22 protein-coding genes are annotated in these 20,333 nt (G+C 70.8%); 15 read left to right on the top strand and 7 right to left on the bottom strand.

What is annotated here, in order from left to right; translation table 11 throughout:
• Positions 1–349: 349 nt before the first annotated feature.
• On the top strand, positions 350–895 hold the full coding sequence (locus tag AB0H21_RS30310; RefSeq protein WP_358523321.1) for a hypothetical protein: 546 nt from the start codon (positions 350–352) through the stop codon (positions 893–895).
• A 51-nt stretch (positions 896–946) separates the two neighbouring features.
• Here AB0H21_RS30310 and AB0H21_RS30305 read toward each other — a convergent pair whose 3' ends face one another.
• Together AB0H21_RS30305 and AB0H21_RS30300 are read right to left on the bottom strand one after the other, a co-directional pair.
• Entirely contained in the window at positions 947–1,189 is a 243-nt protein-coding gene (locus AB0H21_RS30305) for a hypothetical protein (protein WP_358523319.1), read from the bottom strand.
• 363 nt (positions 1,190–1,552) lie between these two features.
• Positions 1,553–2,458 carry an AraC family transcriptional regulator gene (locus tag AB0H21_RS30300; RefSeq protein WP_358523317.1) on the bottom strand — a complete coding sequence of 302 codons (906 nt, stop codon included), beginning with the start codon at positions 2,456–2,458 and terminating at the stop codon, positions 1,553–1,555.
• 156 nt (positions 2,459–2,614) lie between these two features.
• On the opposite strand from AB0H21_RS30300, the gene AB0H21_RS30295 reads away from it, so the two are divergent.
• Positions 2,615–2,920 (top strand): antibiotic biosynthesis monooxygenase, encoded by a 306-nt coding sequence (locus AB0H21_RS30295; protein ID WP_358523315.1) that lies wholly within the window; start codon positions 2,615–2,617, stop codon positions 2,918–2,920.
• Complete coding sequence (locus tag AB0H21_RS30290; RefSeq protein WP_358523312.1) at positions 2,901–3,977, top strand: alpha/beta hydrolase; 1,077 nt, start codon at positions 2,901–2,903, stop codon at positions 3,975–3,977. The genes AB0H21_RS30295 and AB0H21_RS30290 overlap by 20 nt, the downstream gene beginning before the upstream one ends.
• Before the next feature lie 359 nt (positions 3,978–4,336).
• Here AB0H21_RS30290 and AB0H21_RS30285 read toward each other — a convergent pair whose 3' ends face one another.
• A complete protein-coding gene (locus tag AB0H21_RS30285) occupies positions 4,337–4,918 on the bottom strand; it encodes a hypothetical protein (protein ID WP_358523310.1) in 582 nt (193 codons plus the stop codon).
• Positions 4,919–5,292: 374 nt separating this feature from the next.
• On the opposite strand from AB0H21_RS30285, the gene AB0H21_RS30280 reads away from it, so the two are divergent.
• The 4 genes from AB0H21_RS30280 to AB0H21_RS30265 all read left to right on the top strand — a co-directional run bounded on the left by AB0H21_RS30280 (position 5,293) and on the right by AB0H21_RS30265 (position 8,979).
• The gene (locus AB0H21_RS30280; protein ID WP_358523307.1) at positions 5,293–5,874 is read left to right on the top strand and encodes a hypothetical protein; all 582 of its coding nucleotides are present in this window, start codon (positions 5,293–5,295) and stop codon (positions 5,872–5,874) included.
• Positions 5,875–6,028: 154 nt separating this feature from the next.
• The gene (locus AB0H21_RS30275; protein ID WP_358523304.1) at positions 6,029–6,886 is read left to right on the top strand and encodes a hypothetical protein; all 858 of its coding nucleotides are present in this window, start codon (positions 6,029–6,031) and stop codon (positions 6,884–6,886) included.
• Between the two features lie 190 nt (positions 6,887–7,076).
• Positions 7,077–7,961, top strand: a complete 885-nt coding sequence (locus tag AB0H21_RS30270) for a GNAT family N-acetyltransferase (RefSeq protein WP_358523687.1) — start codon at positions 7,077–7,079, stop codon at positions 7,959–7,961.
• Between the two features lie 388 nt (positions 7,962–8,349).
• On the top strand, positions 8,350–8,979 hold the full coding sequence (locus tag AB0H21_RS30265) for a gluconokinase (RefSeq protein WP_358523302.1): 630 nt from the start codon (positions 8,350–8,352) through the stop codon (positions 8,977–8,979).
• Between the two features lie 202 nt (positions 8,980–9,181).
• Here AB0H21_RS30265 and AB0H21_RS30260 read toward each other — a convergent pair whose 3' ends face one another.
• Complete coding sequence (locus tag AB0H21_RS30260) at positions 9,182–10,033, bottom strand: nucleotidyltransferase domain-containing protein (RefSeq protein ID WP_358523299.1); 852 nt, start codon at positions 10,031–10,033, stop codon at positions 9,182–9,184.
• A gap of 551 nt (positions 10,034–10,584) precedes the next feature.
• Here AB0H21_RS30260 and AB0H21_RS30255 point away from each other — a divergent pair.
• From AB0H21_RS30255 to AB0H21_RS30245, 3 genes are all read left to right on the top strand, one after another.
• A complete protein-coding gene (locus AB0H21_RS30255) occupies positions 10,585–11,067 on the top strand; it encodes a cation:proton antiporter regulatory subunit (RefSeq protein WP_358523297.1) in 483 nt (160 codons plus the stop codon).
• Positions 11,068–11,073: 6 nt separating this feature from the next.
• On the top strand, positions 11,074–12,231 hold the full coding sequence (locus tag AB0H21_RS30250) for a cation:proton antiporter (protein WP_358523294.1): 1,158 nt from the start codon (positions 11,074–11,076) through the stop codon (positions 12,229–12,231).
• A 274-nt stretch (positions 12,232–12,505) separates the two neighbouring features.
• Positions 12,506–12,892, top strand: coding sequence for a VOC family protein (locus tag AB0H21_RS30245; protein ID WP_358523292.1), 387 nt, complete (start codon positions 12,506–12,508; stop codon positions 12,890–12,892).
• A 24-nt stretch (positions 12,893–12,916) separates the two neighbouring features.
• Here the strand turns inward: AB0H21_RS30245 and AB0H21_RS30240 are convergent, their stop codons facing one another.
• Together AB0H21_RS30240 and AB0H21_RS30235 are read right to left on the bottom strand one after the other, a co-directional pair.
• Positions 12,917–15,271, bottom strand: coding sequence for a phosphoketolase family protein (locus tag AB0H21_RS30240; protein WP_358523289.1), 2,355 nt, complete (start codon positions 15,269–15,271; stop codon positions 12,917–12,919).
• Between the two features lie 87 nt (positions 15,272–15,358).
• Positions 15,359–15,949, bottom strand: a complete 591-nt coding sequence (locus tag AB0H21_RS30235; protein ID WP_358523286.1) for a MarR family transcriptional regulator — start codon at positions 15,947–15,949, stop codon at positions 15,359–15,361.
• A gap of 157 nt (positions 15,950–16,106) precedes the next feature.
• Here AB0H21_RS30235 and AB0H21_RS30230 point away from each other — a divergent pair, with 157 nt between their 5' ends.
• The 4 genes from AB0H21_RS30230 (at position 16,107) to AB0H21_RS30215 (ending at position 19,196) form a co-directional block, all read left to right on the top strand.
• Positions 16,107–16,520, top strand: coding sequence for an organic hydroperoxide resistance protein (locus tag AB0H21_RS30230; protein ID WP_358523284.1), 414 nt, complete (start codon positions 16,107–16,109; stop codon positions 16,518–16,520).
• Positions 16,521–16,680: 160 nt separating this feature from the next.
• On the top strand, positions 16,681–17,610 hold the full coding sequence (locus tag AB0H21_RS30225; RefSeq protein WP_358523282.1) for an ATP-binding cassette domain-containing protein: 930 nt from the start codon (positions 16,681–16,683) through the stop codon (positions 17,608–17,610).
• A complete protein-coding gene (locus tag AB0H21_RS30220; protein ID WP_358523279.1) occupies positions 17,610–18,392 on the top strand; it encodes an ABC transporter permease in 783 nt (260 codons plus the stop codon). Before AB0H21_RS30225 ends, AB0H21_RS30220 begins: the two co-directional genes overlap by 1 nt.
• A 3-nt stretch (positions 18,393–18,395) precedes the next feature.
• The gene (locus AB0H21_RS30215) at positions 18,396–19,196 is read left to right on the top strand and encodes an ABC transporter permease (RefSeq protein ID WP_358523277.1); all 801 of its coding nucleotides are present in this window, start codon (positions 18,396–18,398) and stop codon (positions 19,194–19,196) included.
• 140 nt (positions 19,197–19,336) lie between these two features.
• Here AB0H21_RS30215 and AB0H21_RS30210 read toward each other — a convergent pair whose 3' ends face one another.
• Positions 19,337–19,657, bottom strand: a complete 321-nt coding sequence (locus AB0H21_RS30210) for a DUF952 domain-containing protein (RefSeq protein ID WP_358523275.1) — start codon at positions 19,655–19,657, stop codon at positions 19,337–19,339.
• A gap of 308 nt (positions 19,658–19,965) precedes the next feature.
• Here AB0H21_RS30210 and AB0H21_RS30205 point away from each other — a divergent pair, with 308 nt between their 5' ends.
• Positions 19,966–20,289, top strand: a complete 324-nt coding sequence (locus tag AB0H21_RS30205; protein ID WP_358523272.1) for a multidrug efflux SMR transporter — start codon at positions 19,966–19,968, stop codon at positions 20,287–20,289.
• Positions 20,290–20,333: the final 44 nt, after the last annotated feature.

Here is a 20,333-nt window from a genome sequence, read left to right as displayed (position 1 = left end):
CGAGTGGAGGGCCTGGAACCAGGAGAGCTGACGCCCTAGCCAACTAGATCACCGGCCCGTTTCCCGTTTCCTGGAGGCGGGCCGGTCGCATGTCCGGTGGTAACCGCGGTTACCACCCCCGCGCTGGCAACCAAAGCCGCCACCCGCGCCCCAGCTGCCCGATGGCACGACAGCTCATCCCAGAGGTCGGGATCAGCGCAGCTCAACGGCCGGGTGTCATCCCACCATCCCAGAAGTCGTCCCCGCTCTTGCCAGGGCGGGTACCGCCCCCTCAGCCTGTTCCCTGACTCGTCCGGTTGCGGCCATACAAGGCACTGCACAAGGAATCGAACAGATAGAGGGATCCCCAATGACTCGTCGCACGAAGACCACGACGGCCAGCCACGTTGCCTGGGCCGCTCTGCTCGGCGCCACCTTATCGGTCGCAGTCTCGGTGAGCGCCCCATCGGCCGCGCACGCCGATAAGGCCTGTCACTCCGGAGCCTGGAACGCCAAAGGCGACGGAGAGGTCAAATATGACGAGGGCCCCACCGGCGATCTCAAATACCCGGCGACCCTCCACGGCACAACTGTGCATCTCTACACCAACCGGGCCAACGCTTCCGCCTTCGCGAAGGCGAAGCTCAGCAAAGGTGACGTGATGGGCATCGACCGCTCCAACTTCACTGTCACAGGCCCGCGCTCCGACCACAACTTTTTGCGCACCCACGAGGTCGAAGCGCGCGGAACATGGGACTACTGCGAGGTCACCGCCACCTCGAACGGCACCTATTCGACGCCTAGGATCGACGGAGCCCATCGAGCCGTGCGAGTGTGCATCCTGCACAACGGCGGCCGGCAATGCACCAACGTGTGGTATGCCGACAATGACGACGACTCGGGCGACTGGACCTGAGTCCTCTGGCCAGCCCTTCTGCTCTATGTCTTTGCGTCGGCACTCGCCTCATCAGGTGTCCCTCATCAGCCTCATGTGCAGGCGCCCGTAGAGCTCGCTGACGCGCTCGGCGTCGGCGTTGATCGTGTCGCCCACTGCGTGAGTGTCGGCCTCATCGACCACCACCAGGTAGACGACGCCCGGCGCGTGCGGGTGGTCGCCGCGCAGCCGCATCGGCGAGCACCAGCTCCAGGCGGAACGCCCCCAGGTCCGGAGCACCCTCTCGGGGATCGGTTGATCAGCCCAGCTCGGCATGCCCGTCCTCACAAGATCACGATGAATTACGGGCCTGGGGGCCGACACGATCGCGAGCCCGCTCGGGCGGAGTCCCGCTCGTTTGGGGCTGGTGACACGTTTCTTACCGACGCCCCAAGAACGGGGACCCCCTGACTGTGCGGGTGCTCGATACGCGGGCGCAAGGAACGAGTGCGACACCACTGATGCGTCGCTGCTGGGCGCGCATCCTGCCCACTCCCCCGATTCGCCTCACGCCAGATGCGACGTCCCGGTTGCTTGGCCTGCGCCTGCGGTTTCGGCGCGACCTCCTGACGCTTCTCTGTGTGCTCTGTGTGCGGCGAATCGCTCCTCCGTGCCGGACTTCCGGGCGTGGTTCGGCTGTCAGGCCAGGGTTGCTGCGGTGCCGGGTGTCGAGCCTCGGAGGCGGGCGGCGTCTTGGCTGGGTGGTGTGCCGAATTGGCGGCGGTATTCGCGGCTGAACTGGGAGGGGCTGTCGTAGCCGACGCGGCGGCTGATGCCGGTGACGTCGTTGGGGGCGGTGGCGAGCAGGAGCCGGGCTTGCTGTAGCCGGATCTGTTTCTGGAACTGGATGGGGCTCATCGCGGTGACCGCCTGGAAGTTGCGGTAGAAGGCGGACACGCTCATACCGGACAGCTGTGCCACGTCCTCCACGCGGAAGGACCGCATGTAGTGGTCGCGGATCCATTGGACGGCGCGGGCGATGTGGTTGAGGCCGCTGTCGGCCAGGCCGAGCTGGCGGACGGCGGCGCCTTGTTCTCCGGTGATGAGCCGCCAGAGGATCTCGCGTTTGATCAGGGGCGCGAGCACTGTGATGTCGCGTGGCCGGTCGAGCAGGCGTACCAGCCTGATCACGGCGTCGAGGAGCTCGATGGAGGCGGTGCTGACGGCGAGGCCCGAGGGTGCGCCGCCGGTGCTGGGTGGGAGGTCTCCGGGGGCGGCTTGCAGCAGTATCTCGGCCACGGCGGCGGGGTGCAGGGTCAGGCCGAGGCCCAGGGCCGGCCGCTCGGGGCTGGCCTCGGTGAAATGGCCGTTGATCGGGAGGTCGACCGAGGCGATGAGGTATTGCCCGGCGTGGTACTCGTAGACGCGGTCGCCTAGTGCGATCCGTTTTCCGCCTTGGGCGATGAGTGCCAGCACTGTGCCGGACATCGAGGGCGATGGTGGAGCCCGCCGCTCGACCTTCGAGATCAGGACATCGTTGATGGCGGTGGTCGTGTCGGGCCGGGCGTGGCGCGCGAGTAGGGAACGTAGTTCGTCGAGGTCCATGAACCGATTGAAGCATCAGCCGATACTCGCTGCAACGATAGGATCGGGCAAGACGTCAGCAGCATCGTTCTAACGTTTGCGCTGGTAGTGGTGTTTTCATGGGTTTGTTGGTTTCCCAGGAGTGCGTGATCCGCTCCACGAATGAGGAGAGAGCCCATGGTCGTCGGCCACGGTTTCCATGCCACCATGACCGCGCAGCCCGGCAAGGGTGACGAACTGGTCGAGTTCCTGCTCGACGCGCCGTCTCTGTCGAGCGAGGACTGTGTCGTTTTCCTGGTCGGCCGCTCGGCCGGTGACCCGGACACCGTCCATGTCACCGAGGGCTGGACCAGCCGGGAGGCTCACGCCAGGTTCTTCGCGTCCGAGCAGGCGCAGGCATTGGTCGCCAGGCTGCGGCCGCTGCTGGCCGGTGACTCCCGGTACACCGATGAGGTGCCCGTCGGTGGCAAGGCCGCTTTCTGAGACCCCGGCCGACCTCGGCGAAAAGAGACCCACCATGGCATCGGCACGTCCCGAATTCGATCCCGAGCTGCGTGCGCTGCTCGCGGAGATGCCGCTCATGTCCGAGCTCAGCCCTGAGGCGGTCGAGCAGATGCGCCGGCTTGCGTCGGCGCCGGTCGACGCCTTTCTCGTCGGCCGCGCGGTGGACCGTAGGGAGCTGGTGATCCCCGCCCTGGACGGTGCGCGGCTTCCGATGTCGATCTTCAGTCCCGGCGGGGCGGGTCGTTCCGCGGCGGCGCCGTGCGTTTACTGGATCCACGGGGGCGGCATGGTCATGGGTGATCGCTTTTCGCAGATCGACATCCCGCTGGAGTGGCTCGAGCTTTTCGGTGCCGTCGTCGTCTCGGTGGATTACCGGCTGGCGCCGGAGGTCACCGGTACGACTCTCGTCGATGACTGCTACCAGGGCCTTGTCTGGGTCGCCGAGCATGCCGGTGAACTGGGCGTCGACCCGGCTCGTATCGTGGTCGCGGGTGCCAGCGCGGGTGGTGGCCTGGCCGCTGGAGTGACGCTGATGGCACGTGACCTCGGCGCTCCGGGGGTCGCCGCCCAGATGCTGATCTGTCCCATGCTCGACCATCGCAACGTCACCACCTCCAGCCGGCAGTACTCCGGTGGGCCGGGTGTCTGGACTCGTGAGATGAACGAGTACGGATGGCGGTCGGTGCTGGGTGATCTCGCCGGCGGGGACGTGCCGGTCTACGTCTCACCGGCGGCGGCCGATGATCTTTCGGGGCTGCCGACAACTTATGTCGACGCGGGTTCGGCCGAGGTCTTCCGTGATGAGGACGTCGACTATGCCACCAGGATCTGGGCGGCCGGCGGGCAGGCGGAGCTGCATGTGTGGGCGGGGGGTTTCCATGGATTCGACGCGCTGTATCCAGAGGTGAGGATTTCGGTCGCGGCGCGCCGGGCGCGCAAGGACTGGCTCGCCCGTGTCCTGGATTCCGCTTCCGGTGCACAGGCGCCGCCCGCGTCCGCGGTCGTGCCGGAGCGGGTGCTGCGCTCGCCGTGTTGAGCGCGTGGGCGGCCGGCCGTTCTCGCGACGCGCGGCCGTGGGATGGGTGTGCCGGATGCCGGGGTCCGGCACACTCCGTGCCTGCTGGAGGGCGGCGTCGTCGAACGCCGCGAGCTTGGTGGATGGAGTCCGCCCGCAGGCCGCCGCGTGTTCCAGGCGGTCAATTGGTTTCGCCGGCCGCGGGAGTTGGACGCCGGGGAGGTGCGTGAGCGCCTGAGTGGCAACGTGTGTCGTTGCGGCGCGTACCCGTCGATCGTGTGGGCGGTGCTTGAGACGGAGTCCCGGGTGGAGGTGGCGGGGTGAGGGAGTGATGACGGATATGCGCTCATCTCGCCTGCGGTTCGAGCATGGGGCGGTGTTCAGGAGACGGAGTGGGTGACGACCCCGGTGTAGACGCCTGGGGCGGCGGTGGCTGGGATGGTGACGACGAGGGTGGGCGCCCAGCTGACGGAGTAGGGGTCCTCCCCCGTCTTGTGCCCGCTGAACGCGGTCACCGTCGAGGACAGAGGGACCTGCTGGGCGGCGGTCGGCTGCCCGGGGGTGCCGGCGCCGGCGCCGGAGGAGGCGGTGGCCGGGCCGGACCAGTACGCGACGTCGCTGTTGCTGATCGTCTGTGATGGTGATCCTGCGCCGGTGGTGAAGGTCGTGGCCGTCACGGTCGCTGTCCAGGGCGGGTTTCCCCCGCGGGTGTCGGTCACGGTCACGGTGCCCATGGACGCGCTGATCGAGCCACCGGCGGTGCCGCTGCCGAGGTTCACCGAGCCGGGCACGGTGATCTCCAGCGGATCGGCGCGCAGGGCGACCGTGACGGTCCAGGGGGCCGGCGCGCCCGGGGCTGAGGCGGAGGCGGCCGGAGCGGCCCCGGTGAGCAGCAAGCCGGCCAGGTACGGCAGCGCCAGAGGGGTTCGCGCGGCGACCAGGCCGGTACGGGCCTTGCGCATTGTGATTCCTCACAGATGTCTCATGGCGAGGCGCGTCGGGCACCGGTTCGCCGATGGTGGGAGGACCGATCGGCAGCCTAGATCATCGGCGTCCGGCCTGGTTCCCCTGTGCTCTCCGGGGGAGGTAATCGCCTATCAAAATAGTCGGGTTGAAAGCCTTGCTGCGGTTGCGAAACGGATCGGGCGGCTCGGCCGGTCTCCGGCGTGAACCGGGGGTCTCCCGGCACTGGATGACCACCAAGAGTGCACAAGTGGTGATGAAGAGTCGGCAGACACCCGCCTGAACCCGTCTCCCCGGCGATCACGCCAGCCAGGATGAGGCCGCATACGCAGACCCGGGCCTGGGCCCGGATCGGATGAAAAGAGGAGCGGCCATGTCCGCACGCCGTCTCGGCATAGCCTGTTCGGGAGTCGCGAGCCTGGTGGCGGTCTTGATGGCCGCGCTGCCGGCGCGGGCAGGTACCTGTCCCGCGTCGACCACATGTCCCACCACGGTGAACTTCACCGTCACCGCACCCGACGGGCTGACGATCAGCGTGCCCAACGGGCCGGTCAGCGTCGGCAGCGGGGCCCCGGGAGGGCAGATCAGCGGCCAGCTCGGCTCGATCGCGGTATCGGATGAGCGCGCCGCGCTCACCGCCACCTGGACCGCGTCGGTCATCGCGGCCACCGGCGGTTTCACCACAGGCGGCGGCACCGCGCCGGAGACCATCCCCAACAGCGATGTCCTGTACTGGTCGGGTGCCGCCACCGCCACCACCGGCAGCGGCACCTTCGTGCCCGGCCAGGCCAACGCCGCCGCCGCGCAGTCACTCGACACCTCACGCACCGCCTTCAGTAAGACATCCGGGTCCGGCGTCAACTCCGCCACCTGGAACCCGACCATCGTGGTGAACGTCCCCGCCGGTGCGGTCGCCGGTGTCTACACCGGGACGGTGGATCACTCTGTCGCCTGACCACCCCCTCCTGCGGCCGTGCCTGCTGGCCACGCTGCTCGCCCTCCCCGTGTCCGGGGTGCTCGGCGTAGCCGCGGGCGCGGCCGCCGATCCACGGCGCCCAGATGCCAGGGGCGCCATCGGGATCCGGTTGCTTGAGGCGCCGGCAAGCCGGATGGACGACCCACGTGCGCGTGCCTTCATCGTCGACCACGTCAACCCGGGGACGACCTTCAGCCGGCGCCTGCAGGTCACCAACAGCTCCCCGCAGCGGCAGCATGTGCAGCTGTATGCGGCCGCGGCTGACATCAAGCACGGCAGATTCACCTTCGCGCCCGGCCGCACCCCAAACGAGCTGACCTCGTGGATCACGCTCAATCGTCCCGCCATCGATGTGCCGCCGCACGGCAGCGGCGAGGTGACGGCGACCGTCAGCGTCCCGGAGCCGACGATCAAGGGCGAGCGGTACGCCGTCATCTGGGCCCAGGTCTCCACCGGCAAGCCGACCGCGAAGCGCAACATCGCACTGGTCAACAGGGTGGGGGTCCGCACCTATCTCGACGTCGGCCCCGAAGGTGAACCGCCGTCGCGGTTCCGGATCGGCGAGGTGGTGCCCCAGCGGCTGGACGACGGCCGGCCGTCGGTCGCAGCCGCCGTGCGTAACATGGGCGAGCGGGCCATCGACCTGGTCGGAACGCTCACGCTGTCCGACGGCCCCGGCGGAGTATGGGCGGGCCCCTACCGGGTCGCTCCCGGCACGACCCTGGCCCCCGGCCAGGCGGGCACGATAACCGTCCCACTGGGTGACCAGCTTCCCGATGGGCCATGGAAATTCCAGCTCACCGTGCAAAGCGGACGCACCACGCACACCGTGTCGGGCAGCTTCACCTTCCCGGCCAAGCGCGGCCAAGGACGCCCCGCCGCGCTCGACTCCTCGATGACGACAGTGCTCGCCCTGACCGGGCTGGTGGCGCTTGCTGCTGGGGGTGCGCTCGCCTTCGTCGCCCGTCGCCGTCGCCCGGCGGCGCCGTGACAGCCCTTCAGGGTCCTCCGCTTGCTGTGAGTTGGGCGGCCGGTTGGCCTCCTCCTCTGTTCTGAGTCGGGGCTGGTGGATCGGGGGCGGTGTGGGTGATGCCTCTGATGCTCCGGCACGGCCGTATCGTTGATCGTTTTCTCCGGGGAGGCCACGAGGGTGGTTTCCGGGTTCGGAGGAAGACGTGAAGATGGGACGTGTGGCGGCCGTGGCCTGTCTGTGCGTGGCGTCGGCGGGGCCTGTGGCCGTTCCCGCGAGCGCGGCCACGGCGAGCGGCGCGGAGTTGCGGGCGGAGCTGGACGGGATCGTCGCGGACGGCGCGGTGTCCGCCGTCGCGGAGGTGCGGGGCGGGACGCGGGTCTGGCGGGGTGGCAGCGGGACGGTCGCGCTGCGCGGCGGGGGTCGCGTCCCGGTCGGCGGGCGGTTTCGTGCGGGCGGCTCGGGGAGCCGGCCGGGACGTGCGGTGTTGTTTGATCGGTGGGTGACGTGGGTGTCGTCGTCCGGTGATGTGAGTGACATGACGTTGGTCCTGCGCGTTCCCGCGCAGGGGGACGGCGGGCCGCTGTTGTTGCGGGCGTGGGCGGCGGGGGACGTCGCGGAGCTGGTGGAGGCTTACCGGGATCCGGTGATGCGCCGCTGGACCAGGTTCCATGTGGAGGACGAGGCCGACGCCCGGCGGTGGCTGGACAAGCAGTGGCGGGGCTGGCAGGACGGCGGCCGGTTGAGTTTCGCGGTGACCGAGCCGGACGCGGGCGGCGAGGTGCGGCGTCTGGTGGCCAATGTGGCGGTGAAGGGCCTGGTCGCGGGGGCGTCGTCGGCGGAGGTGGGGTACTGGACGGCGCGCGCCGCGCGGGGCCGGGGGGTCGCGGGGCGGGCCGTGGAGGCGTTGACGGGGTGGGTGTTCGGGAGGTTCGCGGCTGGGGGGCTGGAGTGTCTGCGTCTGTTGCATCTGGTGGACAACGTGGCGTCGTGCCGTGTGGCGCAGAAGTGCGGGTACGTCCTGGAGGAGGTCGTTCCGGCCAGGTCCCCGTTTCCGCGTGAGGGGCATGTGCACGTCCGGCGCGCGCCGCGCTGAGCGTTTTCACCGGCGCCCCTCCCCGCGTCCTTGGTGTTCACCGGCCGGGGGCGGTCGGGTGAGGACGTCAGGGGTCGCCGTGTGCGGCGAGGCCGTCCAGGTAGTGCTGGTCGTGCATCACGCCGGGGGTTGCCGCCGGAGTCGATGATGCCGAGTTCGTGCTGGTAGTCACCGATCCGGGGCGGCGGACGTTTCGGGTGGACCGGATCGCGGGGGCGAAGGTGACGGGTGAGGTGGTGGTGCGTCCGGAGGGTCGTGCCGGCGGAGGCGTGGCGGGAGGTGGAGGAGCGGTGTCCGGGGTGGGGTGCGCTGGTGGAGCCGCGGCCGGTGCGGATGGAGATGATGGTTCGTGACACGCTGTGGTCGCATCGTCCGGATTGGAGCGCCGATGACCTCCGTCGACCCCTTTGTGCCCGCCGGTGCCGTGCCTTCGGGTTGCCCCGCTCCCCCGGGTGCCGGCGCGGGAACCTCGGCGCCGCTGCTGGTGGTCATGGGGGTGTCCGGGTCGGGTAAGACGACGGTGGGCCAGGCGCTGAGCCGGCGGCTCGGGGTCGCGTTCGCCGACGCCGACGACTTCCACACCCCCGCGAACATCGCCAAGATGTCCAAGGGGATCGCGCTGACCGACGCCGACCGGCTGCCGTGGCTGCGCGCCATCGGCGGCTGGCTGGCCGCGCACGACGGTGCGGGCGGGGTGGCGAGCTGCTCGGCGCTCAAGCGGTCCTACCGGGACGTGCTGCGCGCGGCGTCGCCGCGGGTGGTCTTCGTCCACCTGGACGGCGACGTCGAGGAGGTCCGGCGGCGGGTGGCAGGGCGTACGGGGCATTTCATGCCGGCCTCGCTGGTGTCCTCGCAGTTCGCGGCCCTGGAGCCGCTCGGCCCCGACGAGCGCGGGATCGTCCTCGACCTCGGGCGCGGGGTGCCGGAGCTGGTGGAGGACTACCTGGCCGCGTCCTCCGCCGCCCGCGGCGGTCCGGCACCGTCCCTGCCCGCCCCCGGTGACCGGCGCGCCCGATAGGGTGCCGGTCACCGCCGCCGATATCTCCGACGGCGCCGACGGCATGACCGGCCGCACCCGGCAGATCGGCTGTCACCGCGACCGCGAGAGCGTCGCGTGTCACTGACGGCGCCGCCGTTTACGGAAATCAGCGGTAGCAAGGGAGCGGTTCCAGCGGGACGTCCGGCCCCCCACACCCTCCAGCGGACACTGGGTGATCCGGTCAGGCCGTGGGGAACGACGAGAGGTTCCAGCTCGGCGACCAGGACGGCATCCGCTCTCTCACCAGCGCTTCGGTCTCCCGCGCGAGATCTGCCAGCAGTTCGGCTCTGCGTTCCGGGGTCGCTGCCGTGAGCACTGCAGTGATCCGTTCCGCACCACCGTCTGGGAGGTCGGGGAATCCTGCGGCGACCTCGAGGCTTCCCTTCTCGTTGACCAGGTAGACACGGTTGAGCGCGAAGAGCGCGTGCACGAGACACAGCACGCCTCGGTGGGCAAGCCCGATCTCCTGGGCAAGGTCGTTCCGACCGGCCAGCTTGCCGAGCAGCAGAGCACTGAAGTGGGCCTCGTAGAGGAATCGGTCCAGGATCGCCGCCCTGAGCGGCTCGGGGTACGGCTCGGCCAGGGCGCGAAGCTTCCCCAGCCGCTCCTCGTCGCCGGCGAGCGGCACGTTGTGAGCGATCTCACTCACCAGCATGAAGCTCTGCCACCCGTGCGGGTGCCCCGGGAGGTAGTTGCTGGAGAAACGCCCCTCACGTGCCTCGCACGCCGTCTGTTCGGCGAACCCCGCGTCCCGAAGCAATACGTCAACGGCGAGCCCGCCGACGCAGAGCCAGGCACCCCCGTTCATCCACGGCCCCCACTCGCCGGGCGAGGCGAGTCCGCTCGGCGCGCCCGCATCGTCGTGCCGACGCATAACCTCCACCAGGGCGTCCCAGTCGAAGTCGTCGGCGCTGTAATAGAGCCCGAGATCGATGTCCGATCCCTCGCGTTCTCGCCCGCGGGCGCGAGAACCGCCCAGCACAATCCCGACCACGCCAGGAGACGCAGCGAGCGCGTGTACCAGCTCGACCACGGGATCAGGCAATGGGCGCATGAGATTCCTCTCCGCTTCGACACGAGCCAAGCGATCTGGCCCGGAACCTCCCAGCTCGCCGAATCCCGATGGGGGCCGGCTCAACGTTCGCCGCCGCCGGCACGAGACACCAGCGAGAGGCGTCCGGAGTCATAGGTGGCTCCGGACCGTACCGCTTTCGACTGTACGGGCCTGCGGCTGTCCGTCCTCGCCATCGTCCGTCTTGTCGTCGCTGTGCGGGTCGCGCGGCTGCCGCGGTCCCGGAGCCGGGGGCGGGTGAAGGCGTAGCGGCCGAGGAAGTTGATGTGGTCGTACTGGAGCGGGGAGGCGGGCGATCAGCTCGTCGGTGACGGGAAAGCCTCGGCGGCCGGCTGCTTGACGGCGGCTTCGGCGTCGGCGCGTTGACGGGTCCCCTGTTCTGACCTGTTCTGAGGTGCGCCGGGGGCGGGGCGGTCGTGCTAGCCTCAGGGAAACACCGCCCCAAAAATGGACATATTCCCGTCTTGTGTGGGCGGATCGGACGTGGTCGTCGAGGATGGGGCGAGGGCTCGGTGGAGATCGAACAGACCGCGCTGCCGGGCATCGGGTTAAAACACGAGTTCACCACCCAGTCGGGGCGCCGGATCGCGGTGGTGTCGCACCGCAGTGGCCGCCGGGACGTGGTGATCTACGACAAGCATGATCCCGACCGGGCGTGCGAGGCGGTCCAGCTCAACGACGAGGAAGCCGACGCGCTGGTGGAACTGCTGGGCGCCCCGCGCATCGTCCAGCGGCTCAACGCCCTGCACCGCGAGGTGGAGGGCCTGGTCAGCGTCCAGCTTCCCATCGCCGGCGGCTCGCCCTACGCCGGGCGGCCGATGGGCGACACCCGCGCCCGCACCCGTACCGGCGCCTCGATCGTGGCGGTGGTGCGCGGCGGGCAGGTGCACGCCAGCCCCGCCCCCGACTTCGGGCTGGATGCGGGGGACGTGGTGGTCGTGGTGGGAAGCCCCGAGAGCACGACCGCGGTCGCCGACATCCTGACCCATGGATAAGCTCGCGTGCACACGGCGATAATCTTCATCGAACTCGGCGGAATCGTTCTGGCTCTCGGCGTGCTCGGCGCGCTCGCGCTGCGCGTCGGCATCTCCCCCATCCCCCTGTACCTGCTGGCGGGGCTGGCGTTCGGGCAGGGAGGCATCCTGCCGCTGGCCACCAGCGAGGATTTCATCGCGGTCGGCGCCGAACTCGGCGTGGTGCTGCTCCTGCTCACCCTCGGTCTCGAGTACAACGCCGACGAACTGATGACCAGCCTGCGGGGCAACGCCCGCGGCGGGCTGGTGGACCTGGTGCTGAACGCGGCCCCGGGGGCGGTGGCGGCGCTGCTGCTCGGGTGGGGGCCGGTGGCGGCGGTGGCGATGGCCGGGGTGACGTACGCGACCTCCTCGGGCATCACCGCCAAGGTGCTGTCGGATCTGGGGTGGATCGGCAACCGCGAGACGCCGGTGGTGCTGTCGCTGCTGGTGTTCGAGGACCTGACGATGGCGCTGTACCTGCCGGTGCTGACGGCGATCCTGGCGGGGGTGAGCCTTGCCATGGGCGCGGTGACGGTGGCGATCGCGCTGGCCACGGTCGGGGTCGTGCTGGTGGTGGCGCTGCGGTTCGGGCGGTTCATCGAGGCGTTCGTGGCCTCCCCCAACTCCGAGGTGCTGCTGCTGAAGGTGGTGGGCCTGGCGCTGGCCGTCGCGGGGGTCGCCCAGCAGCTTCAGGTCTCGGCCGCGGTCGGGGCCTTTCTCGTCGGGATCGCCCTGTCGGGGGAGCTGGCGCACGAGGCGCGGGCGCTGCTGATCCCGCTGCGGGATCTGTTCGCGGCGGTGTTCTTCGTGTTCTTCGGCCTGCAGACCGACCCGGCGGCGATCTGGCCGATGGCCGGGGTGGCGGGGCTTTTGGCGGTGGTGAGCATGGCGACCAAGCTGGCCACCGGCATGTACGCCGCGCGGCGGGCGGGGGTGGCGCGGGCCGGGCAGGCGCGGGCGGGCATCGCGCTGGTCCCGCGCGGGGAGTTCAACATCGTCATCGCGGGGCTGGCCGTGGCTGCGGGGGCGCACCCGGATCTCGGGCCGCTGGCGGCGGGGTACGTGCTGATCCTGGCGGCGTTCGGGCCGCTGGCGGCGCGGCTGGTGGAGCCGTTGATCGCGCTGGTGGCCCGCCGCGCCTGACCCACCGGACTCATCCGCGGTGTCGCGGCCTTCAGGGCCCGGGGTGAAGCGGACCCTCCCACGTAGCGCAGCCAGAACAGCCGATTCGCCGCTGCGACGAATCGGCCTCCGGTAGGCGGCCCGCAGGCGGCCTATAGTCGAAATGGCAGGGGGCGTCGCGGGCCCGGACGGTCGCGCGGCGCCGGCACGCCCCCGGCGCCCGGTACCGCGCGTCACCGGTCCGTTGTCCGCAAGGGACGTCCGCGAGGATCGTCCGCAAGGGAGGCATCCGGTCGTGTCCGTCCAGCTCAACCACACCATCGTCCACGCCACCGACAAGCGGGCCTCGGCCGCGTTCCTGGCCGGCATCCTCGGCCTGCAGGTCGGCGACCCCTTCGGCCCGTTCCTGCCGGTGGAGACCTCCAACGGCGTGACACTGGACTTCGCCGACTCCCCCGCCGGCTCGATCACCCCCCAGCACTACGCGTTCCTGGTGAGCGAGCAGGAGTTCGACGCCGTCTTCGCCCGGCTGCGCGAGGCAGGCCTGGACTACTGGGCCGGGCCGCTGCACCAGGGCCCCGGGCGGATCAACCACAACGACGGTGGCCGCGGGGTGTACTTCGACGACCCCGACGGCCACGCCCTGGAGGTCATCACCCGCCCCTACGGCAGCGGCGGCTGACCCCGTACTCGGCCCCGCTCGCCCCTACCCCTCCCGGCCGGGCGCCGGGCTGACGGGCGGCTCGGCGTGCGGCCAGGTCCAGTCGCGGATGTGCGGCGGGTCCTCCCCGTGCTCGCGGGTGTACGCGCGGGCGCGCAACCGGTCGTCGGCCATCCGCTGGCGCAGGTGCGCGCACCGCTCCCCAAGACCCGGGACGCGGTCGATCACGTCCATCACCAGGTGGTAGCGGTCGATGTCGTTGAGCATGGCCATGTCGAACGGGGTGGTGGTCGTCCCCTCCTCCTTGTAGCCGCGCACGTGCAGGTTGTCGTGGCCGGTGCGCCGGTAGGTGAGGCGGTGGATCAGCCACGGGTAGCCGTGGAAGTTGAAGATCACCGGTTTGTGGGTGGTGAACAGCGCGTCGTACTCGGCGTCGGGCATGCCGTGCGGGTGCTCCGACGGCGGTTGCAGGCGCATCAGGTCGACGACGTTGACCACGCGGACCTTCAGCTCGGGCAGGTGGCGGCGCAGCAGGTCGGCGGCGGCCAGCACCTCCAGGGTGGGCACGTCCCCGGCGCAGGCCAGCACCACGTCCGGCTCGGCGCCCTCGTCGGTGGAGGCCCACGGCAGGATGCCCACCCCCCGGGCGCAGTGGACGACGGCCTCGGGCATCGGCATCAGGTCCAGCACCGGCTGCTTGCCCGCGATCACCACGTTGACGTAGTCGCGTGAGCGCAGGCAGTGGTCGGCCACCGACAGCAGGCAGTTGGCGTCCGGCGGCAGGTACACCCGCACCACCGTGGCCTTCTTGTTGACCACCACGTCCAGAAAGCCCGGGTCCTGGTGGCTGAACCCGTTGTGGTCCTGGCGCCACACGTGCGAGGACAGCAGGTAGTTCAGCGACGCCACCGGCCGCCGCCAGGGGATCTTCCGGGAGGACTCCAGCCACTTGGCGTGCTGGTTGAACATCGCATCCACGATGTGGATGAACGCCTCGTAGGAGGTGAACAGGCCGTGACGGCCGGTCAGCAGGTAGCCCTCCAGCCAGCCCTGGCACAGGTGCTCGCTCAGCACCTCCATCACCCGGCCGTCCGGCGACAGCCCCTCGTCGGTGGGCAGCCGCTCGGCCTGCCAGGCGCGGCCGGTGACCTCGAACACCGCCGACAGCCGGTTGGAGGCCACCTCGTCCGGCCCCATCAGGCGGAAGTCGCGGGGGTTGGCGGCGGTGATGTCGCGCAGGAACGCGCCCAGCAGGCGGGTGGGTTCGCTGGTGGATGCGGCCGGGGCCTTGACCTCGGCGGCGTAGTCGCGGAAGTCGGGCATCGCCAGCGGCTTGAGCAGCTCGCCGCCGTTGGCGTGCGGGTTGGCGCTCATCCGGCGCGTGCCCCGCGGCGCGCACGCGCGCACCTCGGGCACCGGGCCGCCCTGGTCGTCGAACAGCTCGCCGGGCCGGTAGGAGCGCATCCACTCCTCCAGCTGCGCCAGGTGCTCGGGGTTGTCGCGTACCGCGCTGAGCGGGACCTGGTGGGAGCGCCAGGTGCCCTCCACCGGCAGCCCGTCGACCTCCCTGGGCCCCGTCCACCCCTTGGGAGTACGCAGGATGATCATGGGCCAGCGGTCCTCGGCGCCGGATCTGACCTCGTCGATCTGGTCGAACACCACGTCCAGCGCCGCCATCATCAGCCGGTGGGTGTGGCCGGGGTCCTCGCCGGAGACCACGTGGGGACGGTAGCCGTACCCCTCCATGAGGGAGATCAGTTGCGGCTCGGGGATGCGGGCCAGCACCGTCGGGTTGGCGATCTTGTAGCCGTTGAGGTGCAGGATGGGCAGCACCGCCCCGTCCCGCTGCGGGTTGAGGAACTTGTTGGAGTGCCAGCTGGTGGCGAGCGGGCCCGTCTCGGCCTCGCCGTCGCCCACGACGCACGCCACGACCAGGCCGGGGTTGTCGAACGCGGCGCCGTAGGCGTGGGCCAGGGAGTAGCCGAGCTCGCCGCCCTCGTTGATCGACCCGGGCGTCTCGGGGGCGGCGTGGCTGGGAATGCCGCCAGGGAAGGAGAACTGGCGGAACAGCCGGCGCATCCCGTCCTGGTCCTGGGACACCGAGGGGTAGACCTCCGAGTAGGTGCCCTCCAGCCAGGCGTTGGCGACCGTGGCCGGGCCGCCGTGGCCGGGGCCGCAGATGTAGATCATGTCCTGGTCGCGTTCCCGGATGATCCGGTCCAGATGGGCGAAACAGAAGTTCAGCCCCGGAGTGGTCCCCCAGTGCCCGAGCAGCCGCGGCTTGATGTGCTCGGGCCGCAGCGGTTCGCGCAGCAACGGGTTGTCCAGCAGGTAGATCTGGCCGACCGACAGGTAGTTGGCGGCGCGCCAGTAGGCGTCGATGCGCTCGAGCTCACTCATGCCTACGAGCGTTCCCCGTGGGGGGCGGTTATGCCAGAGACCTTGGTCCCGATCTTGCCCGGCCTCCCGTTCGCGCGCCCCGCCCGGTCATCGAGCCGTGGCGGTACGCGGCGGGACGGGCTGCCGGTCGCCCGCCGCATCGCCGGACGAGGCACCAGGCGGGGCGCCGGGCTGATCCTCCGGGGAGTCCAGGGTGTCCAGCGTGGCGGTCAGGCGGCGCAGGGCCTGGCGCAGGGAGATCAGCTCCGGCCCCGGCAGCCCTGTGGCGGCCGCGATCCGCCCCGGCACGCCCGCGGCGCGCCCGCGCAGCGCCGTCCCCTCGGCGGTCGGCAGCACGCGCACCGACCGCTCGTCACGCGGGTCGCGCGCGCGGCGGATCAGCCCGGCGGCCTCCAGCCGCTTGAGCAGGGGCGACAGCGTGCCGGAGTCCAGGCGCAGCGCCGCGCCGAGCTGCTTGACGCTCAGCCCCTGGCCCGGCCCCCGCGCCGCGTCCGCCCCGTCCGGGGTGTCCGGCGGCCGGTCCCACAGGGCGAGCATCACCAGGTACTGGGGGTAGGTGAGGCCGAGTTCGCGCAGCTCGCGGCGGTAGACGCCGTCCAGGGCGCGGCAGGCGGCGTGGAGGGCGAAGCAGACCTGGTCGTCCAGGCGCAGCGGGTCGGATCGCGTCGGGTCCTGCATGGGACGATTGTACAACTTGACCGCGCGCAATTGAATTGTGCACAATCTATGTACGGGCCCGGGACGCCCGCCGACGCGGTACGGTGCCGCGCCGGACGTCTCACCCGCCCGCGCACCTTCCGACATAACCGGCATATCTGGCAGAAAGGGCAGCGCCATGAGCACGCTGTACACCGCGATCGCCACAGCCTCGGGCCGCGAGGGCCGCGCGGTCTCCTCCGACGGCCGCCTGGACCTCACCCTCGCCCCGCCGACGTCCCTGGGTGGCACCGGGGAGGGCACCAACCCCGAGCAGTTGTTCGCCGCCGGATACGCCGCCTGCTTCGCCAGCGCCCTCAGCCTGGTCGCCCGCCGCGAGAGGCTCGACGTCTCCCAGGCCTCGGTCACCGCCGAGGTCTCGCTGGTCTCCGGAGAGGACGGCGGCTTCGGCCTGGCCGTCGCCCTGCGCGTCGAACTGCCCGACGAGCTGCAGGGCGAGACCGGGCGCAAACTGGTCGAGGCCACCCACCAGGTGTGCCCCTACTCCAACGCCACGCGCGGCAACATCCCGGTCGAACTCGTCGTCGAGTAGCCGAACAGGCGCCGGGACGAGCGTCGTCGGAACACGCCCGGCGGCGGTTGCCGTGCCCCCCGGGCGGCCCTCTCGCCGCCCCCTGAGATCCCCCAGCGGGCACGGCGACCGCGAAAACCCGGTGGGAAAATGTCGGAGGGGTTGGCTAGGGTTCTGCTCCGTGTCCGACCAACCTCTGATCTACGCGCATGGCCTGGTCAAACGCTTCGGTGACTTCACCGCCGTGGACGGCATCGACCTGCGGGTGGCCCCCGGCGAGGCGTTCGGCTTCCTCGGCCCCAACGGCGCCGGGAAGTCGTCCACCATGCGCATGATCGGCTGCGTGTCCATGCCCACGGCCGGCGAGCTGCGCATCCTCGGCATGGACCCCGTCCGCGACGGCACTCGCATCCGCGCCCGGCTCGGGGTCTGCCCGCAGCTGGACAACCTCGACGTCGACCTCAACGTGCGCGAGAACCTGGTCACCTACGCCCGTTACTTCGGCGTGCCCCGGGCCGAGGCCCGCCGCCGCGCCGACGAGCTGCTGGAGTTCGTCCAGCTCGCCGATCGGGCCGGCAGCAAGGTCGATCCCTTGTCGGGCGGCATGAAACGCCGCCTGACCATCGCCCGCGCCATGGTCAACGACCCCGACCTGGTGCTGCTGGACGAGCCCACCACCGGCCTGGACCCGCAGGCCCGCCACCTGCTGTGGGAACGGCTGTTCCAGCTCAAGAAGCGCGGCACCACGCTCGTGCTCACCACCCACTACATGGACGAGGCCGAGCAGCTCTGCGACCGGCTGGTGGTCATGGACGGCGGGCGCATCGTCGCCGAGGGCTCGCCGCGCGCGCTCATCGAGACCTACTCCACCCCCGAGGTCGTCGAGCTGCGCTTCGGCGACGAACGCCCCGCCGACCTGGCCGGCAAGCTCACCGGCGTGGGCACCCGCATCGACCCGCTGCCCGACCGGCTGCTGGTGTACGCCGCCGACGGCGACGCCGCCACCGCCGAGGTCCACCGGCGTGGCCTGACCCCCTCCAGCGTGCTGGTGCGCCGCTCCTCCCTGGAGGACGTGTTCCTGCACCTCACCGGCCGCACCCTGGTCGACTGATGGCGATCCTGGCGACGCGGGTCAGCGCGCGTTCCACGCTGGCGGTCCTCGAGCGCGGCCTCACCCTGTACCGGCGGTTGTGGCGCGCCTCGGTGTTCTCCTCCTTCGTGCTGCCGGTGCTGTTCCTGCTCAGCATCGGCCTGGGGGTCGGCGGTCACGTCGGCGACATCGGCGGGGTGAGCTACCTCGCCTGGATCGTCCCGGGCGTGATGGCCTCCACCGCCTTCCAGATGGCCGTCGGCGAGTGCACCTATCCCATCCTCGGCGACTTCAAATGGACGCGCGGCTTCCATGCCATGCGCGCCACCCCCGTCGAGGCCGGCGACATGGTCTGCGGCTACCTGCTGTACATCCTGATCCGCGTCGAGATCGCCGCGGTGGTGTTCCTCGGCGTCTCGGCCCTGTTCGGGACGCTGCACTCGCCGTGGGCGCTGGTCACCCCGCTGGTGTGCGCGCTGGTGGCGCTGGCCACCGCCGCCCCCACCATGGCCTTCGCCGCCGGCATCGACCACGACAGCTACTTCGCGCTGCTGTTCCGGTTCGTGATGATCCCCGCCACGCTGTTCTCCGGGGTGTTCTTCCCCGTCGGCCAGCTGCCCGCCGTGGTGCGGCCGCTGGCGTACCTGTCCCCGCTGTGGCACGGCGTCGAGCTGGACCGCGCCGCCACCCTGGGCGCCGCTCCCCCGTGGCCGGTGGCGGCGCATCTGGCCTACCTGCTGGTCTTCGCGGCCGGCGGCATCCTGTGGGCCTTCCACGCCTTCGGCAGACGACTTCAGGACTGACACATGGTGACCACGATGATCGTCGCCCGGGTCTCCCCGGCCCGGGTCGGCGCGGTGTTCGGCCGCAACGTAGGGGCGCTGCGCTCGGGCCCGGCCTACTGGCTGGTCCTGCTGTCGGGGTTCTTCGAGCCGGTGCTGTACCTGCTGTCCATCGGCGTCGGCGTCGGCGCGCTGGTCGGCGACCTGCAGGTCGGCGGCCGCTCGCTGCCCTACGCCACCTTCGTCGCCCCCGCCATGCTGGCGGTCTCGGCGATGTCGGGCGCGCTGTCGGAGACGACCTACAACTTCTTCTTCAAGATGAAGTACCAGAAGACGTTCGAGGCGGTCCTGGCCACCCCGGTGCGGCCCTTCGAGATCGCCGCCGGGGAACTGGGCTGGGCCATGGTCCGCGGCTCCCTGTACACCGGGCTTTTCCTGGTCGTCATGGTGTCCCTCGGCCTGACCGCGCCGCTGTGGGCGCTGGCCGCGTTCCCGGCCACCATGCTGGTGGGGCTGGCCTTCGGGGCGCTCGGCATGGCGATCAGCACGATCCTGCGCGGCTGGCAGGACTTCGACCTGATGGCCACCGGCCAGTTCGCCCTGTTCCTGTTCTCCGGCACGTTCTCCCCCGTCACCGACTACCCGGCGGCGATGCAGGTGCTCGTCCAGGCCACCCCGCTCTACCACGCGGTCGAGCTGGTCCGGGGCATCGCCATCGGCCAGGCCGGCTGGGGGCTGCTCGTCCACACCGCCTATCTGCTGGCCATGATCGTCGCCGGCCTGCTGTTCGCCGCGCGCCGCCTGCAGCGCACCCTGTGCGAGTGAAACCGCCCGCCCGGCGGTGAGGGTACGGCCCGGCCGCCACCTGGAACCGCGGTGGGCGGCGCCCGGCGGCGAACCGGCGGGCCCCGGCAGGGACGTCAGCGGTCACGGGTCAGAAGTCGGGGGTCAGGGGAGATCCGGGGTCAGCGGGAGAACGGCGTGACCTCGACGACGGCGCTCACCGGCAGCGGGCCGTAGATGTGGGGGAACGCATCCTCGGCCCCGTCGGGGACCTCCCGCACCACCGGGCATCCCACCCGCTCCTCGTCGATGGCCAGCACCACCAGCGGCTCGGTCACCCCGCCGTAGTACCGTCCGGCCACCCCGCGCAACTGCTCGAGGTCGGCGCAGGCGTGGATGAACCCCTCCTGGGCCAGGGTGCGTCCCAGCGTGGACACGCGGTACTCGCCCGCGCCGACCGCGGCCGTCCAGTCGTCGGCCAGCGCCAGATGAAGAATCGTCACCGTCGACAGCGTAGATCACCCCACACCCCCGCAAACACCCCGGTCCCACCCGTGACCCGCTCCCGGACGGACGCCGCGTCCCGCCCGGCCGCGGGGCCCGGCCGGGGCATTCGCCTGCCCGCCCCGTCACCTGACCGGATCCGACGGCCCCCGTGTCGCGCCGGGACGCGGCTCGTGCCGGGTCCCCGAACTCCCCAGCGCCTAAATCAGCCGTAAACCGGGTTATCGGTCACAGTTGTCCCATTCCGCTAAACTGGTACGCATGTACCGGTATTCGTGGCCGGTCGGGATCAGGGAGGCCGGTTTTCATGGCGTGGTTGCTGCTCGCCGTCGCGATCGCTTCGGAGGTGCTGGCGACCACGGCGCTCAAGCTGAGCGACGGCTTCGCCCACAAAGGCTGGACCGTGGTGGTCGTCATCGGCTACGTCGCCTCGTTCGCCCTGCTCGCCCGCGCCCTGAAGCTGCAGATGGAGATCGGCGTCGCCTACGCGGTGTGGTCGGGTGTCGGGACCGCCGCCATCGCCGTGATCGGGGCGCTGTTCCTCGGCGAAGCCATGAACCTCGCCAAGATCGGGGGTATCGTCCTGATCATCGCGGGGGTCGTCGTGCTGAACCTGGCCGGCGCCCATTGACCGGCCCGTCCGCGACCTGCCCGCGCACGAGGCGGCGTGGCGTC

The organism is Sphaerisporangium sp. NPDC051011, assembly GCF_040653595.1.
In the GTDB taxonomy this organism is placed as follows: domain Bacteria; phylum Actinomycetota; class Actinomycetes; order Streptosporangiales; family Streptosporangiaceae; genus Sphaerisporangium.
This window is presented reverse-complemented; position numbering and strand designations above follow the sequence as displayed.

What these genes read in the sequence shown, in the direction of transcription:
- AB0H21_RS30265 (WP_358523302.1), top strand. Translation starts at nt 8,350, where the DNA reads ATGACCTCCGTCGACCCCTTTGTGCCCGCCGGTGCCGTGCCTTCGGGT.
- AB0H21_RS30240 (WP_358523289.1), bottom strand. Translation starts at nt 15,271, where the DNA reads ATGAGTGAGCTCGAGCGCATCGACGCCTACTGGCGCGCCGCCAACTAC.
- AB0H21_RS30205 (WP_358523272.1), top strand. Translation starts at nt 19,966, where the DNA reads ATGGCGTGGTTGCTGCTCGCCGTCGCGATCGCTTCGGAGGTGCTGGCG.
- AB0H21_RS30235 (WP_358523286.1), bottom strand. Translation starts at nt 15,949, where the DNA reads ATGCAGGACCCGACGCGATCCGACCCGCTGCGCCTGGACGACCAGGTC.
- AB0H21_RS30285 (WP_358523310.1), bottom strand. Translation starts at nt 4,918, where the DNA reads ATGCGCAAGGCCCGTACCGGCCTGGTCGCCGCGCGAACCCCTCTGGCG.
- AB0H21_RS30270 (WP_358523687.1), top strand. Translation starts at nt 7,077, where the DNA reads ATGGGACGTGTGGCGGCCGTGGCCTGTCTGTGCGTGGCGTCGGCGGGG.
- AB0H21_RS30230 (WP_358523284.1), top strand. Translation starts at nt 16,107, where the DNA reads ATGAGCACGCTGTACACCGCGATCGCCACAGCCTCGGGCCGCGAGGGC.
- AB0H21_RS30280 (WP_358523307.1), top strand. Translation starts at nt 5,293, where the DNA reads ATGTCCGCACGCCGTCTCGGCATAGCCTGTTCGGGAGTCGCGAGCCTG.
- AB0H21_RS30275 (WP_358523304.1), top strand. Translation starts at nt 6,029, where the DNA reads ATGGACGACCCACGTGCGCGTGCCTTCATCGTCGACCACGTCAACCCG.
- AB0H21_RS30305 (WP_358523319.1), bottom strand. Translation starts at nt 1,189, where the DNA reads ATGCCGAGCTGGGCTGATCAACCGATCCCCGAGAGGGTGCTCCGGACC.
- AB0H21_RS30220 (WP_358523279.1), top strand. Translation starts at nt 17,610, where the DNA reads ATGGCGATCCTGGCGACGCGGGTCAGCGCGCGTTCCACGCTGGCGGTC.
- AB0H21_RS30300 (WP_358523317.1), bottom strand. Translation starts at nt 2,458, where the DNA reads ATGGACCTCGACGAACTACGTTCCCTACTCGCGCGCCACGCCCGGCCC.
- AB0H21_RS30215 (WP_358523277.1), top strand. Translation starts at nt 18,396, where the DNA reads ATGGTGACCACGATGATCGTCGCCCGGGTCTCCCCGGCCCGGGTCGGC.
- AB0H21_RS30310 (WP_358523321.1), top strand. Translation starts at nt 350, where the DNA reads ATGACTCGTCGCACGAAGACCACGACGGCCAGCCACGTTGCCTGGGCC.
- AB0H21_RS30295 (WP_358523315.1), top strand. Translation starts at nt 2,615, where the DNA reads ATGGTCGTCGGCCACGGTTTCCATGCCACCATGACCGCGCAGCCCGGC.